17 protein-coding genes are annotated in these 16,126 nt (G+C 69.9%); all 17 read left to right on the top strand.

Annotated elements, in window-relative coordinates:
- Positions 1–18 precede the first annotated feature (18 nt).
- The 17 genes from DW296_RS15960 (at position 19) to DW296_RS15880 (ending at position 16,107) form a co-directional block, all read left to right on the top strand.
- Complete coding sequence (locus tag DW296_RS15960) at positions 19–1,431, top strand: UDP-N-acetylmuramoyl-tripeptide--D-alanyl-D-alanine ligase (protein ID WP_136053016.1); 1,413 nt, start codon at positions 19–21, stop codon at positions 1,429–1,431.
- A complete protein-coding gene (mraY, locus tag DW296_RS15955; RefSeq protein ID WP_136053015.1) occupies positions 1,428–2,534 on the top strand; it encodes a phospho-N-acetylmuramoyl-pentapeptide-transferase in 1,107 nt (368 codons plus the stop codon). Before DW296_RS15960 ends, mraY begins: the two co-directional genes overlap by 4 nt.
- Positions 2,524–4,059 carry a UDP-N-acetylmuramoyl-L-alanine--D-glutamate ligase gene (gene murD, locus DW296_RS15950; protein WP_136053014.1) on the top strand — a complete coding sequence of 512 codons (1,536 nt, stop codon included), beginning with the start codon at positions 2,524–2,526 and terminating at the stop codon, positions 4,057–4,059. The genes mraY and murD overlap by 11 nt, the downstream gene beginning before the upstream one ends.
- Positions 4,028–5,233 carry a putative lipid II flippase FtsW gene (gene ftsW / locus DW296_RS15945; RefSeq protein ID WP_136053013.1) on the top strand — a complete coding sequence of 402 codons (1,206 nt, stop codon included), beginning with the start codon at positions 4,028–4,030 and terminating at the stop codon, positions 5,231–5,233. Before murD ends, ftsW begins: the two co-directional genes overlap by 32 nt.
- Positions 5,230–6,306, top strand: a complete 1,077-nt coding sequence (locus tag DW296_RS15940; protein ID WP_136053012.1) for a UDP-N-acetylglucosamine--N-acetylmuramyl-(pentapeptide) pyrophosphoryl-undecaprenol N-acetylglucosamine transferase — start codon at positions 5,230–5,232, stop codon at positions 6,304–6,306. Before ftsW ends, DW296_RS15940 begins: the two co-directional genes overlap by 4 nt.
- 42 nt (positions 6,307–6,348) lie before the next feature.
- Entirely contained in the window at positions 6,349–7,749 is a 1,401-nt protein-coding gene (murC, locus tag DW296_RS15935) for a UDP-N-acetylmuramate--L-alanine ligase (RefSeq protein ID WP_136053011.1), read from the top strand.
- Positions 7,750–7,752: 3 nt separating this feature from the next.
- On the top strand, positions 7,753–8,676 hold the full coding sequence (locus DW296_RS15930) for an FtsQ-type POTRA domain-containing protein (RefSeq protein WP_136053010.1): 924 nt from the start codon (positions 7,753–7,755) through the stop codon (positions 8,674–8,676).
- A gap of 164 nt (positions 8,677–8,840) precedes the next feature.
- Positions 8,841–9,995, top strand: coding sequence for a cell division protein FtsZ (gene ftsZ / locus DW296_RS15925; RefSeq protein ID WP_136053009.1), 1,155 nt, complete (start codon positions 8,841–8,843; stop codon positions 9,993–9,995).
- Positions 9,992–10,699 (top strand): YggS family pyridoxal phosphate-dependent enzyme, encoded by a 708-nt coding sequence (locus tag DW296_RS15920; RefSeq protein ID WP_136053008.1) that lies wholly within the window; start codon positions 9,992–9,994, stop codon positions 10,697–10,699. Before ftsZ ends, DW296_RS15920 begins: the two co-directional genes overlap by 4 nt.
- Positions 10,700–10,742: 43 nt before the next feature.
- Positions 10,743–11,204 (top strand): cell division protein SepF, encoded by a 462-nt coding sequence (locus tag DW296_RS15915; RefSeq protein WP_136053007.1) that lies wholly within the window; start codon positions 10,743–10,745, stop codon positions 11,202–11,204.
- A 3-nt stretch (positions 11,205–11,207) separates the two neighbouring features.
- The gene (locus DW296_RS15910; protein ID WP_025105081.1) at positions 11,208–11,507 is read left to right on the top strand and encodes a YggT family protein; all 300 of its coding nucleotides are present in this window, start codon (positions 11,208–11,210) and stop codon (positions 11,505–11,507) included.
- A gap of 181 nt (positions 11,508–11,688) precedes the next feature.
- Entirely contained in the window at positions 11,689–12,291 is a 603-nt protein-coding gene (locus DW296_RS15905; protein ID WP_136053006.1) for a DivIVA domain-containing protein, read from the top strand.
- Between the two features lie 9 nt (positions 12,292–12,300).
- Positions 12,301–12,873, top strand: a complete 573-nt coding sequence (gene lspA / locus DW296_RS15900) for a signal peptidase II (RefSeq protein WP_136053005.1) — start codon at positions 12,301–12,303, stop codon at positions 12,871–12,873.
- Positions 12,874–12,875: 2 nt separating this feature from the next.
- Positions 12,876–13,796: an RluA family pseudouridine synthase gene (locus DW296_RS15895; protein ID WP_136053004.1), complete on the top strand. Its 921-nt coding sequence runs from the start codon at positions 12,876–12,878 to the stop codon at positions 13,794–13,796.
- A 56-nt stretch (positions 13,797–13,852) separates the two neighbouring features.
- Positions 13,853–14,434 (top strand): GNAT family N-acetyltransferase, encoded by a 582-nt coding sequence (locus DW296_RS15890; RefSeq protein WP_136053003.1) that lies wholly within the window; start codon positions 13,853–13,855, stop codon positions 14,432–14,434.
- A gap of 31 nt (positions 14,435–14,465) precedes the next feature.
- Positions 14,466–15,068, top strand: coding sequence for an RNA polymerase sigma factor (locus DW296_RS15885; RefSeq protein WP_136053002.1), 603 nt, complete (start codon positions 14,466–14,468; stop codon positions 15,066–15,068).
- Positions 15,043–16,107, top strand: coding sequence for a hypothetical protein (locus tag DW296_RS15880; RefSeq protein WP_136053001.1), 1,065 nt, complete (start codon positions 15,043–15,045; stop codon positions 16,105–16,107). The genes DW296_RS15885 and DW296_RS15880 overlap by 26 nt, the downstream gene beginning before the upstream one ends.
- Positions 16,108–16,126 lie beyond the last annotated feature (19 nt).

Below are 16,126 nucleotides of genomic sequence, written 5' to 3'. Positions count from 1 at the left end.
GCCGCGCATGGAGATGACATGATCGCCCTGACGCTCGCTGAGATCACCGCCGCCATCGGTGGTGAGCTGCGCGTGGCCGGAGAGCACACGCCGGAGACGGTGGTCGACGGCATCGTCGACACCGATTCCCGCACCATGGAGGCGGGGTCGATCTTCGTCGCCAAGCCCGGAGCCGAGACGGACGGGCACCGCTTCGTCGGCGCCGCCGTCGAAGCCGGTGCCGTGCTGGCGATCGTCGAGCACCCGGTCGACGTCGACGTCTCGCAGATCGTCGTACCCGATGCCGTCGCGGCGCTCGGCGAGCTCGCTCGCGAGGTCGTGGCGCGCGTGCGGGCCGGCGGGAACCTGCGCATCGTCGGCATCACCGGCTCCAACGGCAAGACGACGACCAAGAACTTCCTCGCCCGCATCCTCGAGGACGAAGGCGAGACCGTCGCCCCGGTGAAGTCCTTCAACAACGAGGTCGGGGCCCCGGTGACGATGCTCCGCGTGACGCATGACACCCGCTTCCTCGTGAGCGAGTTCGGTGCCGCCGCCCCGGGCAGCATCGCGCGGCTCGCCGGCCTCGTCGAGCCCGACCTCGTCGTCGTGCTCATGGTCGGGATGGCTCACGCCGGGGGCTTCGGCGGCATCGAGGCGACCGCGAAGGCCAAGTCCGAGCTCGTCGCCGCGGCCCGCGTGCCCGGCACCGCGGTGCTCAACGCTGACGACCCCCGCGTCTGGGCGATGCGCGAGCTCGCGGAGAGCCGCGGCCTCCGGGTCGTCGGCTTCGGCCAGTCGGCCGCAGCCGCCGTGCACGCGCGGGACATCGAGGTGTCTGCCTCCGGCACGCAGTGCGTGATCGAGGCCGCGGGAGAGGAGCTGCCGCTGCGCCTGCGCGTCCTCGGCGCCCACCACGTCACGAACGCCCTCGCCGCGATCACCGCCGCCGTGGAGCTCGGCGTGGCCCCGTCCGATGCCGTCTCCCGGCTGGAGACCGTCGAGATCGCCGAGCGCTGGCGCATGCAGCCGCTGGGCAACGACCGCGTCCGCATCATCAACGACGCGTACAACGCCAGTCCCGATTCGATGGCGGCCGCGCTGCGGACCCTCGCCCAGATCACCGGCCCCGAGGAGCGCACCGTCGCCGTGCTCGGTGCCATGAGCGAGCTCGGCGAGAGCGCCGGGGAGGAGCACGACCGCATCGGTCTGCTCGCCGTGCGCCTCAACATCCGGCGCATCGTCGTCGTCGGCCCGGAGGCCCGTCGGCTCTACCTCTCCGCCGTCGGCGAGGGGTCGTGGGACAGCGAAGCGGTACATCTGCCAGACCAGGACGCCGCGTTCGAGTACCTCCGCACCGAGCTGCGCGACGGCGACCGCGTCCTGGTGAAGTCGTCCAATTCCGTGGGCCTCCGGCATCTCGGCGATCGTCTGGGAGAATTGTTCTCGTGAGGTCCCTCATCATGGCGGCGGCCATCTCGCTCGCCTTCACTCTCTTCCTGACTCCCGTCTTCCTCCGGCTCTTCCGCAAATGGGGCTGGGGGCAGGTCATCCGCACCCCGGAGGCCGCAGGCAACCCGAGCCACGAGGCCAAGCGCGGCACGCCCACGATGGGCGGGGTCATCTTCATACTCGGCTCGATCGTGGGCTACTTCACCGGGGTCCTCGTCAGCGGGGAGACGCCGGCGCTGTCCGCGATCCTCGTCATCTGGCTCATGGTCGGCTTCGGCGTGGTCGGGTTCATCGACGACTACATGAAGGTGCGCAGCCAGCGCAGCCTCGGGCTGTCGGGGTGGCGGAAGGTGATCGGTCAGCTCATCGTCGTGATCCCGTTCGGCATCGTGGCGCTCAACTTCCCGAACAAGTGGGGGCAGACGCCGGCCAGTGCGTCCATCTCCCTCTTCCGGGACATCACCTGGCTGGATCTCTTCGCGTTCGGCGTGATCCTCGGCTGGATCCTCTACCTCGCCTGGATCTCGATCATCGGGGTCGCGACCTCCAACAGCGTCAACCTCACCGACGGCCTCGACGGCCTCGCCGCCGGCGCGGGCGTGATCGTCGTCGGCGCCTACAGCCTCATCGCGTTCTGGCAGTTCAAGCAGCCGTGCATCGGGGGGGACCCCGGTTCCCTCGGCGGCTGCTACGAGGTGCGCGACCCGTTCAACCTCGCCATCATCTCGGCCTCGTTCGCCGCCAGCCTCATCGGCTTCCTGTGGTGGAACGCCCCGAAGGCGAAGGTCTTCATGGGCGACGTGGGCTCGATGGCCATCGGCGGAGTCATCACCGCGATGGCGATCATGACCCGGACGGAGCTGCTGCTCCTCATCATCGCCGGTGTCTTCGTGCTCGCCTCCGGATCCGTGATCCTCCAGCGCGCCTACTTCAAGATCACCCGCGGCAAGCGGCTCTTCCTCATGAGCCCGTTCCACCACCACCTCGAGATGCGGGGCTGGTCGGAGGTCACCATCGTGGTGCGCATGTGGATCATCGCGGGTCTGCTCGCCGTGTCCGCCGTCGGACTGTTCTACGTGGAGTGGCTGACCCGTGTCGGCTGAGCGTCTGGCCGGGCTGACGAGCTGGCATGCCGACTGGAGCGGCCTGCGCGTCGCCGTCCTCGGCCTCTCCATGACCGGCTTCTCCGTGGCCGACACCCTCGCCGAGCTCGGTGCCGACGTCCTCGTGCTGAGCGAGTCCGCGGAAGAGGAGTACGCCCGCCTCCTGCCCGTCATCGGCGCACGGCTGGAGCTCGGACCGCTCGACGCCGTTCCCGAGGCGCTGTCGGCGTTCGCGCCCGAGGTCGTCATCGCGTCGCCGGGATTCGCTCCGGCGCACCCGGTCATCCGCTGGGTCCAAGACGAGGGCATCGCCCTGTGGGGTGACGTCGAGCTCGCCTGGCGGGTGCGCGACAAGGTGCTCCGTGCGGACGGCACGCCGGCGGACTGGGTGCTCATCACCGGCACCAACGGGAAGACGACCACGACGCAGCTCACGGCGACACTGCTCGTCGCCGGCGGACTGCGCGCTGCACCGTGCGGCAACATCGGCGTCCCCGTGCTCGACGCGGTCCGCGACCCCGCCGGCTTCGACGTGCTCGTCGTCGAACTCTCCAGCCACCAGCTCTGGTATCTCGGCCTGTCGCGCCCGGAGGGGGAGCTCTTCCCGCACGCCGCGGTCTGCCTGAACCTTGCCGACGATCATCTCGTCTGGCACGGCAGCGCCCAGGCCTACCGGGACGCGAAGGCCCTGGTCTATCGGAACACCCGCGTCGCCTGCGTCTACAACAAGGCCGACGAGGCCACGCGCCGGATGGTCGAGGAGGCCGAGGTCGTCGAGGGCGCTCGTGCCATCGGCTTCGACCTCGGCATCCCCGGGCCGAGCGATCTCGGCGTCGTGGAGGGGCTGCTCGTCGATCGCGCGTTCCTCGACGACCGCGCGCGCAGCGCCCTGGAGCTGACCACGGTCGCCGACCTGGAGGCCGCCGGCCTGTCGGCCCCGCACATCGTGCAGAACATCCTCGCCGCCAGTGCTCTTGCCCGCTCTCTCGGGGTCGAGCCCGAGGCCATCCACGGGGCGCTGCAGAGCTTCCGGCTGGACGCGCACCGTATCGAGGTCGTCGCGCGCCACGCCGGCATCACCTGGGTCGACGACTCCAAGGCGACGAACCCGCACGCGGCCGCGTCGTCGCTGCGCGCGTACCCCGGGGCGGTGTGGGTCGTGGGCGGCGATCTCAAGGGCGTCGACATCGGCGATCTCGTCGCCGACGCGGGTGCGACCGCACGCGCAGCGGTCGTCATCGGAGTGGACCGCACGGCCGTCGTCGCGGCATTCGAGCGACACGCGCCGACGGTGCCGGTCTTCCAGGTCGAAGCTGGCGACACTGGACAGGTCATGAACCGCGTCGTGGAGATCGCGGCGGGGATCGTCGACGGGGAGGGCACCGTGCTCCTCGCTCCCGCCGCCGCGTCCTTCGACCAGTTCTCCAGCTACGCGGATCGCGGCCGCCGCTTCGCCGAAGCGGTGCGGGAATGGATCGATCGGGGGAGCGCCGATGACGCAGGTGGCTCGCCCTCCGCGGTCTGAGTCGGGAGGCCTCGCGGCGCGGGTCTCGCTCGGACGCCGGTTCACGCCGGTGTCCACCGAGTTCCTGCTGATCGCGTCGACCGCCCTGCTCCTGACGATCTTCGGCCTGGTGATGGTGCTGTCGGCGACGAGCGCGACAGCGGTGGCGAATGCCCAGAACCCGTTGGACGGTGCTCTCCGCCAAGGCGTGTTCGCTCTGCTCGGCATCCCGATGATGTTCCTCATCAGCCGCTTCCCCGTGGCGTTCCTCAAGCGCATGGCGTGGCCGGCGCTGTTCGGCGCCGTGGCCCTGCAGCTCCTGGTGTTCACGCCGCTCGGCATCGCCGACGGCGGAAACCGGAACTGGATCCAGGTGGCGGGCTTCCAGATGCAGCCGTCCGAGTTCCTCAAGCTGGCGCTCGCCCTGTGGATCGCCGCCGTCCTGCTGCGCAAGCAGACCATGCTCGGAACCTGGCATCACGTCTTCATCCCCGTCATCCCCGTCGGCGCGCTGGCGATCGGCACGGTGCTCGCGGGCAAGGACCTCGGCACGGCGATGGTGATGGTCCTCATCCTCCTCGGCTGCCTCTTCTTCTCCGGTGTGAAGCTGCGCCTCTTCATCATCCCGATGATCCTGGGCGTGGTCGCGGTGCTCGCCTACGCGCTCTCCAGCGAGGACCGCATGCGCCGCATCACCGCGACGTGCGATGACATGGCGCTGTACTACACGGACTGCTACCAGTCGATCCACGGCATCTGGGGCATGGCCACCGGCGGCATCTTCGGCCTCGGGCTCGGCAACTCCCAGGAGAAGTACGGGTGGCTCCCGGCGGCAGGGAACGACTTCATCTTCGCCATCGTCGGGGAGGAGCTGGGTCTGATCGGCTGCATCGTCGTGCTCGCCCTCTTCACGTTCTTCACGGTCGGTGCCTTCCACGTGATCCGCAAGACGTCCGACCCGTTCATCCGTGTGGCGGCCGGTGGGATCACGGTGTGGATCGTGGGTCAGGCCGTGCTGAACGTCGGCGTCGTCATCGGGGTCTTCCCGGTGATGGGTGTGCCCCTTCCCTTCATGTCCCAGGGCGGGACGGCGCTCTTCGCCGTGCTCATCGCCTGCGGTGTGCTGCTGGCTTTCGCGCGGACCATCCCGGTCGCCGAGAAGCAGTCAGCCGAGCGGGGTAGGGTCGCGAGGTGACTTCGTACCTCCTCGCCGGCGGTGGCACCGCCGGCCATGTCAATCCGCTGCTCGCCGTCGCCGACGCGCTCCGCGAGCGCGACCCCGACGCGACGATCCTCGTGCTCGGCACAGCCGAGGGGCTGGAGTCCCGTCTCGTCCCCGAGCGCGGCTACGAGCTGCTCATCGTCGACAAGGTGCCGTTCCCGCGGCGCCCGAACGCGCAGGCCGCCGCGTTCCCCGCGCGGTTCCGCCGGGCGATCGCCCAGGTGCGTGCGCACATCCGGCAGCACGGCATCGACGTCGTGGTGGGCTTCGGCGGCTACGCCTCCGCACCCGCCTACGTCGCCGCGCGTCGCGAGCGCGTGCCCTTCGTCGTGCACGAGGCCAATGCGAAGCCCGGGCTGGCGAATGTGCTCGGCGCCCGTGCGGCCGCGGGAGTGGGCGTGGCGTTCGCCGGGACGCCCCTCCGCGGGAGCGAGGTGGTCGGCATGCCGCTGCGGCGCGAGGTCATCACGCTCGACCGGGCAGCACGGCGGGCCGAGGCGGCCGAGTACTTCGGGCTCGATGCCGATCGTCCCGTACTTCTCGTCTTCGGGGGCTCGCTCGGGGCACAGCGGCTGAACGACGCCCTTGCGGACTCCTGGCGTGACATCCTCGCCGCCGGTTGGCAGCTGCTGCACGTCACCGGGGAGCGTAGCGACCTGCCAGACCCGGGAGTGCCCGGCTATGCCCTGCGCCGGTACGTCGACCGCATGGATCTCGCGTTCGCGCTGGCCGACCTCATCGTGTCGCGTTCGGGATCGGCCACGGTGAGCGAGATCAGCGCGCTCGGCATCCCCGCGCTCTACGTGCCGTACTCGGTGGGCAACGGGGAGCAGCGTCTCAACGCCGGATCGGCCGTCGCCGCCGGTGCCGCGCAGCTCCTCGACGACGCGACCTTCGACGGTGACGCCGTCCGGCGGATCGTCGTGCCGCTGCTCGGCGATCCGGACCGCATCCGGCGCATGGCGGAGGCGGCGGAGACCGCGGGCACCCGGACAGGGACCGAGAACGTCGTGGCGATGATCGATCGTGCCCTCGGTGCGGCGTGACGCCGCCGCCCGGACGAGAACGAAAAGTAGACTGAAGCGGACATGATCAGACCCGACCTCTCCCTCCCCATCCCCGAGACGATCACCTCCGCGCACTTCATCGGCATCGGTGGATCCGGGATGAGCGGACTCGCCAAGATGTTCCTCGACGCGGGCATCCGCGTCTCCGGCAGCGACCGCGCCGACAGCGACAACCTGCGGGCGTTGGCCGCCGCGGGCGCGACGGTCCACGTCGGTCACGATGCCGCCCACCTCGGCGACGCCGACACGGTCGTGCACACCGGCGCCATCTGGCCGGAGAACCCCGAGTTCGTCACCGCCAAGGAGCGGGGCCTGCACGTCATCCACCGGTCCCAGGCGCTGCACTGGCTGATCGGCACGCGGCGCCTCGTCTCGGTGGCGGGTGCGCACGGCAAGACGACCTCGACGGGCATGATCGTCACCGCGTTGCGTGACCTCGGCGCCGATCCGCACTTCGTCAACGGCGGAGTGATCGAGCAGCTCGGCACGTCCAGCGCGACCGGGAGCGGCGACCTCTTCGTCATCGAGGCCGACGAGTCCGACGGCACCTTCCTCCTCTACGACACGGCCGTGGCTCTCATCACGAACGTCGACCCCGATCACCTCGACCACTACGGCTCGGACGAGGCCTTCCACGACGCCTTCGTGCGGTTCGCGGACGCCGCGTCGGAGGCGGTCGTCATCTCCAGCGACGACCCCGGCGCGCTCCGGGTCCTGGCAGGGCTGTCCCACCCGCGTGTCCTGACGTTCGGGCAGGCCGAGGACGCCGATGTCCGCGTCAGCGAGATCGTCACCGCAGGCCCCGTCGCCGCCGTCGTCTCGCACGGAGGGGAGACGGAGCGCATGCAGCTCGCGGTCCCCGGCGTGCACAACGCGATCAACGCCACCGGAGCGGTCGCCGTGCTGCTCGCGCTCGGCTACCCGCTCCGCGACGCCGTGCGCGCCGTCGAGGGCTTCGCGGGAACCGTCCGTCGTCTCGAGCGCCACGGTGAGGAGCGCGGGGTCACGGTCTACGACGACTACTCCCATCACCCCACCGAGGTGCGCGCCGCGTTGGAGGCCATGCGCAGTCTGGCGGGCCCCGGCCGGCTGATCGCGATCCAGCAGCCGCACACGTACTCCCGGACGCAGCACATGTACCAGGAGTTCGCGGACGTCCTGGAGGAGCTTGCCGACCACACCGTGATGCTGGACGTCTACGGCGCCAGGGAAGACCCGGTGCCTGGCGTCACCGGTGAGCTGGTGAGCGGCGCGTTCCAGGACCCCTCCCGCGTGCACTTCGTCGCCGACTGGCAGGAGGCTGCCGACTACACGGCATCGGTTGCAGAGGAGGGCGACTTCGTCGTGACCCTCGGCTGCGGCAACGTCTACCAGCTCATCCCGCAGGTGCTGGAGTCGCTTCGCCGGACCGACAGGGCGTAGCCCATGCGCCGGCCGCCCCCGCTCCCGAGCGCTCCGGATACTCCGGGGGAGAAGGACGACGCGTCCGAACGGACCCTCCGTCGGCGTCCCGCCCCGCTGCCGTCGCCGGAGGAGCGGGGCGATGCCTCGCCGGTCGAGTCCGCCGCAGGGATGCCCGAGGAACGACCGGCCCCGCGTTCGTCCATGGATGTCTGGCGCGCCGCACGCGCCCGCCGCAGGGCGCTCCGGGCGGAGATCCGTCGGTTCACCCAGCGATCCCGGCGGCGTCGTATCGTCTGGCTGAGCGCTCTCGCGGCCGTGGTGCTGATGATCGGGGGGAGCGTCGCCGCCGCCTACAGTCCGCTCTTCGCTGTGCAGCGCATCACGGTCACCGGCACCACGACGATCGATCCCGCAGTGATCGAAGGTGCCCTCGCGGACCAGCTCGGCACGCCGCTCGCCCTGGTCGATACGAGCGAGGTCAAGGCGGCGTTGCTGACGTTCCCGCTCATCGAGACGTATGCCCTGGAAGCACGTCCACCGCACGACCTGACCGTGCGCATCGTCGAGCGTACGCCGATCGGGGTGGTCGAGTCGGGTGCCGGCTTCACGCTCGTGGACGCAGCGGGCGTCGCTCTCTCGACGACAGCCCAGCGCCCGGCGGGACAGCCGCTGGTGGAGGTGGAGGGTGGGGTCGATTCGGCTGCCTTCCGCAGTGCCGGGCTCGTCGTCCGGGCGCTCCCGGCGGACATCCGCAAGACGCTCACCGGCGTGCGGGCCTCGACGGCTGACGACGTGACCTTGACCCTCGACTCAGGACTCACGGTCGTGTGGGGGAGTCAGGAGGACTCGGGGTTGAAGGCGCTCGCACTATCCGCCGCGCTCGTGAAGAACCCCGATGCCTCGTCGATCGACGTCACGTCTCCCGACGTGGCGGTCGTCGGCTGATCACTTTCGGCGGGAATGGCGCGACACGCCCATGTCGCTGCGCGTGCGCGGCCAGGCGGCGCATACCTTCGATCTGAGAGAACGCAATACCGGGAAATACTTTACACCTCTAGTTGAGGTTTAAGGTTCACCCCCTTCCAGGCTCTACTAATCGGAGGCCGGCCATGAGCCAGAACCAGAACTACCTCGCCGTGATCAAGGTCGTCGGCGTCGGCGGTGGCGGCGTCAACGCCGTCAACCGCATGATCGAGCTCGGTCTCCGCGGAGTCGAGTTCATCGCCGTCAACACCGACGCCCAGGCGCTGCTCATGAGCGACGCCGACGTCAAGCTGGACGTGGGCCGCGAGCTCACCCGCGGCCTCGGTGCCGGTGCCGACCCCGAGGTGGGTCGTCGTGCCGCAGAGGACCACGCGGAGGAGATCGAGCAGGCCCTGACCGGTGCCGACATGGTCTTCGTCACCGCCGGAGAGGGTGGTGGCACCGGAACCGGTGGCGCTCCCGTCGTCGCCCGCATCGCAAAGTCGATCGGTGCGCTGACCATCGGTGTCGTCACGAAGCCGTTCTCCTTCGAGGGGCGTCGCCGCCAGAGCCAGGCCGAGGCGGGCGTCGCGAAGCTGAAGGAAGAGGTCGACACCCTCATCGTCGTCCCGAACGATCGTCTGCTCGAGATCAGCGACCGCGGCATCTCCATGATCGAGGCGTTCGCCACTGCCGACCAGGTCCTCCTCGCCGGTGTGCAGGGCATCACCGACCTCATCACGACGCCCGGTCTCATCAACCTGGACTTCGCCGACGTGAAGTCGGTCATGCAGGGAGCGGGATCCGCCCTGATGGGCATCGGTTCGGCCCGCGGCGCCGACCGCGCGATCAAGGCGGCGGAGCTCGCCGTCGAGTCGCCGCTGCTCGAGGCCTCCATCGAAGGTGCCCACGGGGTGCTGCTCTCGATCCAGGGTGGCTCGAACCTCGGCATCTTCGAGATCCACGACGCGGCCGATCTCGTCAAGGAGGCCGCGCACCCCGAGGCCAACATCATCTTCGGTACGGTCATCGACGACACGCTCGGCGACGAGGTGCGGGTGACCGTGATCGCCGCGGGCTTCGACGGCGGCGAGCCCTCGCTGCGGCTGGACCCGATGGTCGTCTCGCGTCCCTCGACCGCGTCCCTTCCCGAGGTGGCGCTGTCGGAGACCGCCGAGCCTGCGGTCGAGAAGAGCACGCCCGAGCCCGCCCCGGCGCCGACGGCACCGCGCACGCCGACGACGAGCATCGAGCCGGCCTTCGCCGACGACGACATCGACATCCCCGAATTCCTGAAGTGACGACACCGGTCGGCGCTTCGGCGCCATCGGACCTGGCCGCGCGGCTGTCGGCGATCGACGAGAAGATCGCCGACGCCGCGCGTGCCGCCGGGCGGTCCCCCGAGGGGATCACCCGGATCGTCGTCACCAAGTTCCACCCCGCCTCCCTGGTGCGCGATCTGCACGCTCTCGGAGTGCACGCGGTGGGGGAGAACCGGCAGCAAGAGCTCACCGCCAAGGCAGGCGAGCTCTCCGGCCTCGACCTCGAGTGGCATTTCATCGGGCAGGGGCAGACGAACAAGGCCGCGGCGATCAGGCGGAGCGCCGACGTCGTGCATTCGGTGGACCGTGACCGGTTCGCCGACGCCCTGCACCGTGCAGCCGAGACCGACGAGGTGCTCGACGTGCTCGTCCAGGTGAACCTCACCGAGGATGAGGGCAGGGGAGGCGTGGCGCCAGCGTCGGCCGTGGCGCTGGCCGAGCACGTGCTCGGTCTGTCCTCGCTGCGGCTCCGTGGTGTGATGGCCGTCGCGCCCCTCGACGAGGATCCCGCGAGCGCCTTCGCCCGTCTGCACCACGTCGCCGCCGACGTGCGGACCGTCGCTCCCGACGCGACGTGGATCTCCGCCGGGATGACCGGCGACTTCGCCGAGGCCATCGCCGCCGGCGCGACACACCTGCGGATCGGTTCCGCAATCACGGGACCGCGCCCCGCCCGGGGTTAACCTGTGACAAGACCAGCCCGAAACGTTCGAACCGGAGGACACGATGGGTAACCCGCTGAAGAAGACCATGGTGTATCTCGGCCTCGCCGACGAGGAAGAGGTCTACGAAGAGGAGACGCCGGCATCCGCCCGCGCCCAGCGTGAGCGTGAAGAGCCCGCTCCGGCTCCCGTCACGCCGCTCCGTCGTCCCGTCGCCGTCCGCCAGCCTGCAGCAGGAGCCGTGAACGAGATCCTCACCGTCCACCCGAAGCAGTACCGCGACGCCCAGCTGATCGCGGAGAGCTTCCGCGAGGGCGTCCCGGTCATCATCAACCTCTCCCAGATGAGCGACGCCGACGCGCGCCGCCTCATCGACTTCGCGAGCGGTCTCTCCCTCGGCCTCTACGGCCGGATCGAGCGGGTGACCTCCAAGGTCTTCCTGCTCTCGCCGGAGAACATCGCGGTGTCCGGCCACGGGGGTATCGCGCACGCAGACGCCGAGTCTGCGGGCTTCGACCACTCGTAGACCGTGCAGCTGGTCTCGGTCCTCGCCAGCATCGTCCATCTGGTGCTGCTGGTCTACATCCTCGTGCTCTTCGCGAGGCTCATCCTGGACTACATCCCGATGTTCAATCGGGAATGGCGTCCCAAGGGCTTCGGTCTCGTGGCCGCCGAGGCGGTGTACACCGTCACCGATCCGCCCATCCGGTTCTTCCGGCGGATCATCCCACCGCTGCGTATCGGTCAGCTGTCGCTGGATTTCGGCTTCGCGCTGACCCTTCTGGTCGTCCTGATCCTGATGAACATCGTCCGGTTGTTCATCCGCTGACCGCCCCGCGTGTCGCGCCCGTGGACGGCGGCGAGTTCGCCGAGCCTGGGTGTCGTGGCATCGCGACCCCAAGGCTCGGGGGCTATGCTGGCACCCAGGTGCGCGCCCCGGGTTCGCGCCACATCACGAACACGCCATACATCGGTACTGGCAATCGAACTCATCGAAAGAGGAGCCACCCATGGCACTTACCCCGGATGACGTCGTCACCAAGCAGTTCCAGCACGTCCGCTTCAAGGACGGCTTCGACCCGGACGAGGTCGACGACTTCCTCGACGAGATCGTCATCGAGTGGCGCAAGGCCCTCGAGGAGAACGCCGAGCTGAAGGCGAAGCTCGCCGCGTATGAGTCGGGCTCCACGCCTGCCCCCGCCGCTGCCGCCGAGCCGGCCGCCGCTGCTCCCGCCCCGGCCCCCGCCGCCGAGGCTCCTGCCGCCGACGCCGCACCGACCGGATCCGCGACCGCGACCGCCGGCATCATCGAGCTCGCGCAGCGTCTGCACGACGAGCACGTGGCCGAGGGTGAGGCCAAGCGCAATCAGCTCATCTCCGAGGCCGAGGCCGAGGTCGCCCGTATCCGCACGGAGGCCGAGGCGAAGCAGCGCGAGGAGACTGCTCGCCTGGAGCGCGAGCGCAACACGCTGGAGGCCCGCATCACGGAGCTGCGCAACTTCGAGCGCGACTACCGCTCGCAGCTCCGCGGTTACATCGAGGGCCAGCTCCGCGAGCTCGACGAGAAGTCGGCCTCCACGGACTCCACGCCGGTCTCCGCGATCGGCCTGTAAGGCGCCCTCTTGTCAGGACGTCGTCCCCTTCGTCGGTCGGCGGCCGGTGCGATCGTTGCGATTCTCGCAGCGGTCGTGCTGGCCGCCGATCAGTTTGTGAAGTACCTCACGATCGAGAACCTGCCGCTGCATGAGGTGGTCCCGGTCCTCGGTGAGTTCCTTCAGCTCTACTACGTGCGCAACCCCGGTGCGGCGTTCTCCCTCGGTTCGGGGGTGACCTGGATCTTCACCATCGCCCTCGCCGTCGTCGCAGGCGTGATCGTCTGGAAGGCGTTCGGGCTGCGGTCGCGTCTCTGGGCTGTCGTCCTCGGGTGCCTGCTCGGAGGCGTGCTCGGCAATCTGTCGGACCGTCTCTTCCGGGCCCCCGGCTTCCCGGTCGGGGAAGTGGTGGACATGATCTCCATGCCGTGGATGATGCCGGCGATCTTCAACGTCGCCGACATCTTCATCGTCACCGGGATGATCTCGATCGCCCTGCTCGTGGTGTTCGGCCTCCGTCTCGACGGCACGCGGGAGAAGGACCACGCCCCGGTCGAGACCGACGAGGACGCCGAGGCCGCCGCCGCGTCCGAGGGGCGCTGAGCGTGGAGTCCCGCTCGCTGCCCGTCCCGGACGGGCTCGACGGCACGCGGGTCGACGCCGCCCTCGCCAAGCTCCTCGGGTTCTCGCGGACCTTCGCGGCGGAGGTGGCCGCGTCCGGCGGCGTCCGCCTGGACGGCGTCACGCTCGACAAGTCGGACCGCCTGCGGGGCGGTGCTTGGCTCGACGTCGAGTGGGAGCCGAAGGAGGGGCCGAAGATCGTGCCCATCGCGGTGCCCGAACTCGGCATCGTCTACGACGACGACGACATCGTCGTCGTCGACAAGCCGACCGGCGTCGCCGCGCACCCCTCGCTCGGGTGGGAGGGTCCCACCGTCGTCGGCGCTCTCGCCGCCGCCGGGTTCCGCATCGCCACCAGCGGCGCACCGGAGCGTCAAGGCGTCGTGCACCGGCTGGACGTCGGGACGAGCGGGCTGATGGTCGTCGCCAAGAGCGAGTCCGCGTACACGGCCCTCAAGCGCGCGTTCAAGGATCGCACGGTCGAGAAGATCTATCACGCGGTGGTGCAGGGGCATCCGGACCCGCTCGTGGGCACGATCGATGCGCCGATCGGTCGGCACCCGAACCACTCCTGGAAGTTCGCGGTCGTCCCGGACGGCAAGCCTTCCGTGACGCACTACGAGACGCTCGAGGCGTTTCCCGGTGCGTCCCTGCTCGAGATCCATCTGGAGACGGGCCGTACGCACCAGATCCGCGTGCACATGGCGGCGCACCGGCACCCGTGCGTCGGGGACCCGCTCTACGGCGCCGATCCGACACTCTCGGCTCGCCTCGGACTCACGCGGCAGTGGCTGCACGCGCATCAGCTGGCATTCGCCCATCCGACGACGGGGGAGTGGGTGCAGTTCGCCTCGCCCTACCCGGAGGACTTCCAGCACGCGTTGGACGTGCTGCGCGGGGAATAGCTCATCCGCCGGGGCGTCAGCGCGCCGGTGTCCGGGGTCTCCGCCACACTGACCACATGAGCATCGTGGTGCGCCCGGCGACGGTCTTCGATGACGTCGCCGCGGTCGTGGGACCGAAGAAGCCGACGTCGAACGTCTGCTTCTGCCTGAGCTATCGGATCGGCAACAAGGAGAACGTCTCCCTTCGCGGTCCCGCACGGGCCGAGCGGGTGCGTGAGCTCTGCCACCAGGATCCTCCCCCCGGCGTACTCGCCTACCTCGACGACGAGCCGGTCGGCTGGGCGGCGTTGCACCCTCGACGCGACACGAGCTTCGCGCGCAATCGCCTCATCCCGCATGTCGACGACCTCGACGTGTGGTCCCTGTGGTGCTTCCGGGTCCGCCCTGGGCATCGCAAACAGGGTGTCTCCCACGCCCTCATCGAGGGCGCGGTCGCCTACGCACGCGAGCGGGGCGCACCCGCGATCGAGGGGTATCCGGTCGACAACGCCGGCGCGAAGGTGAACCTCACGATGGCGTACGTCGGGACGCGGCGTCTCTTCGAGAGCGCGGGGTTCGCGAAGGCAGCGGACACGGGCTCCGTCCTCGACGGCTTCCCCCGCGTGCTCATGCGGCTGGACCTCCGCGAGAAAGCGTGAACCGTCTTCGGCGTCCCGGGCAATACAGAGTGTGAACACAGACAGCGAGGTCATCGCCCGGTCGCTCGACGAGCCGCGGGCGTTCTCCGCCATCTTCGAGCGGCATGTGCGCCCGGTCGGCGGGTACATCCGGCGGCGTGTCGGCGAGGATGCCGTCGACGACGTGCTCAGCGAGACGTTCCTGGTCGCCTTCCGCCGTCGAGCTTCTTTCGATCTCGATGTCGCGTCGGCTCTCCCGTGGCTGCTCGGTATCGCCACGCGGATGGTCAAGCGGCACCGTGCCGCCGAAGTGCGGCAGTGGCGGGCTTTCGAAGCCACGTCCGCCGCGGCTGGACCTGGGGAGCACCCGTATGCGGCGTCCGACGCGCGGCTGGACGCCGATGCCGCCCTGCGAGCACTCGCGCCCCGCATCGCCGGGCTCCCGGCCAGGGACCGGGACGTGCTGCTCCTGCATGCCTGGGGTGATCTCACCTACGAGCAGATCGCCGAGGCCCTCGGCATCCCGGTCGGGACGGTGCGGTCGCGGCTCAACCGGGTCAGACGACGGCTCGCCCCGCCCGGTTCTCGCGGACAGACCCGACTCACGTGGATGGCGAAGGAGGAGAGCGATGCTGCTTACGGAACGAGTGCGTGACCTCGGTGCGGATCAGGCGGAAGCCTCGGACGAGAGCATCCGTCGTGCCCGCGCCGCTCTGGCGGCCGCGGTGTCCGCCGCGCGTGCTCCGCGGGGCGGACGACGACGGGCGCGGGTGTGGACCGGCCTCGGCATCGCGGGGCTGACAGCCGGGGCCGCGGTCGTGGCGCTGGGGGCCGGGGGCATCCTGTTTCCTGGCATGCCCGATGCCGCCGCCGCGGCGGTTCTCGAGCAGGCGGCGAGCGTCACCGTCGATGCCCAGGATCTGACCCCAAGGGAGGGACAGTACATCCGGATCGAGACCGTCGACGAGTTCGTCCAGTTCTGGGATGAGGAGGCGGCCGACGACGGCGATGAGGACACCTTCGCCTTCAACGCCTCCCGGGAGACGGGGGATGCGGCCGTCCTGGTCAGGGACACGCGGGTGCTGTACGTCCCGGCGGACCCCTCGGCCGACTGGTTCTACGACTGGGGTAACGCCGAAGTCGTGCGGTCGTTCGGCGCGCAGGGCACGCGGGCCGCACAGGAGTGGCCCTCGTCACCCGGTGCGGCGATCCGCGAGCGCGGCACGGTGCAGGTCCTCCCCGGCGGCGCCTGGCCGGTCGGCGACGGCGATCCGGCGCCCGTTCCGCATCTGGCGGACGGCTATCGCCCCTACTACGCCGAGATGCCGCGGGAACCGGCAGCACTGCGGGACTGGCTGCGCGCCCGGTCGGGTCTGACGGGTGCGGAGGGGGATCGGTGGGTGGTGGCGAGCTTGTCCGACCCTTCGGCGATCAACCTCATGCCGGCCGACCTGAGAGCGGCCTTCTTCCGCGCGATCGCCTTGATCCCGGGCTTCCAGCTGGTCGATGAGGAGGGCGGTACGGCTACGTTGCGCTATGCCGTACCCGGCCACCGGACGACGACCATCGTCGTCGACGCGTCGCGCGGACTGGTGAACTCGATCGCGGAGGGCTACGGGTCAGGAGGGGTCATCGGAGACACGCCGGAGTCGACGACGAGCGTCGTCACCGAGGTGGTGGACGAGGTGCCGTGAGGCCGGCCGATGTCGATGC

It is taken from the genome of Microbacterium sp. K36 (genome assembly GCF_004794355.1).
GTDB lineage: Bacteria > Actinomycetota > Actinomycetes > Actinomycetales > Microbacteriaceae > Microbacterium > Microbacterium paraoxydans_D.
This window is presented reverse-complemented; position numbering and strand designations above follow the sequence as displayed.

Bases quoted from the DNA above. Each gene is read 5' to 3' on its own strand.
- DW296_RS15890 (WP_136053003.1), top strand. From the start codon at position 13,853: ATGAGCATCGTGGTGCGCCCGGCGACGGTCTTCGATGACGTCGCCGCG.
- DW296_RS15930 (WP_136053010.1), top strand. From the start codon at position 7,753: ATGCGCCGGCCGCCCCCGCTCCCGAGCGCTCCGGATACTCCGGGGGAG.
- DW296_RS15880 (WP_136053001.1), top strand. From the start codon at position 15,043: ATGCTGCTTACGGAACGAGTGCGTGACCTCGGTGCGGATCAGGCGGAA.
- DW296_RS15905 (WP_136053006.1), top strand. From the start codon at position 11,689: ATGGCACTTACCCCGGATGACGTCGTCACCAAGCAGTTCCAGCACGTC.
- ftsW (WP_136053013.1), top strand. From the start codon at position 4,028: ATGACGCAGGTGGCTCGCCCTCCGCGGTCTGAGTCGGGAGGCCTCGCG.
- DW296_RS15915 (WP_136053007.1), top strand. From the start codon at position 10,743: ATGGGTAACCCGCTGAAGAAGACCATGGTGTATCTCGGCCTCGCCGAC.
- ftsZ (WP_136053009.1), top strand. From the start codon at position 8,841: ATGAGCCAGAACCAGAACTACCTCGCCGTGATCAAGGTCGTCGGCGTC.
- DW296_RS15960 (WP_136053016.1), top strand. From the start codon at position 19: ATGATCGCCCTGACGCTCGCTGAGATCACCGCCGCCATCGGTGGTGAG.
- murC (WP_136053011.1), top strand. From the start codon at position 6,349: ATGATCAGACCCGACCTCTCCCTCCCCATCCCCGAGACGATCACCTCC.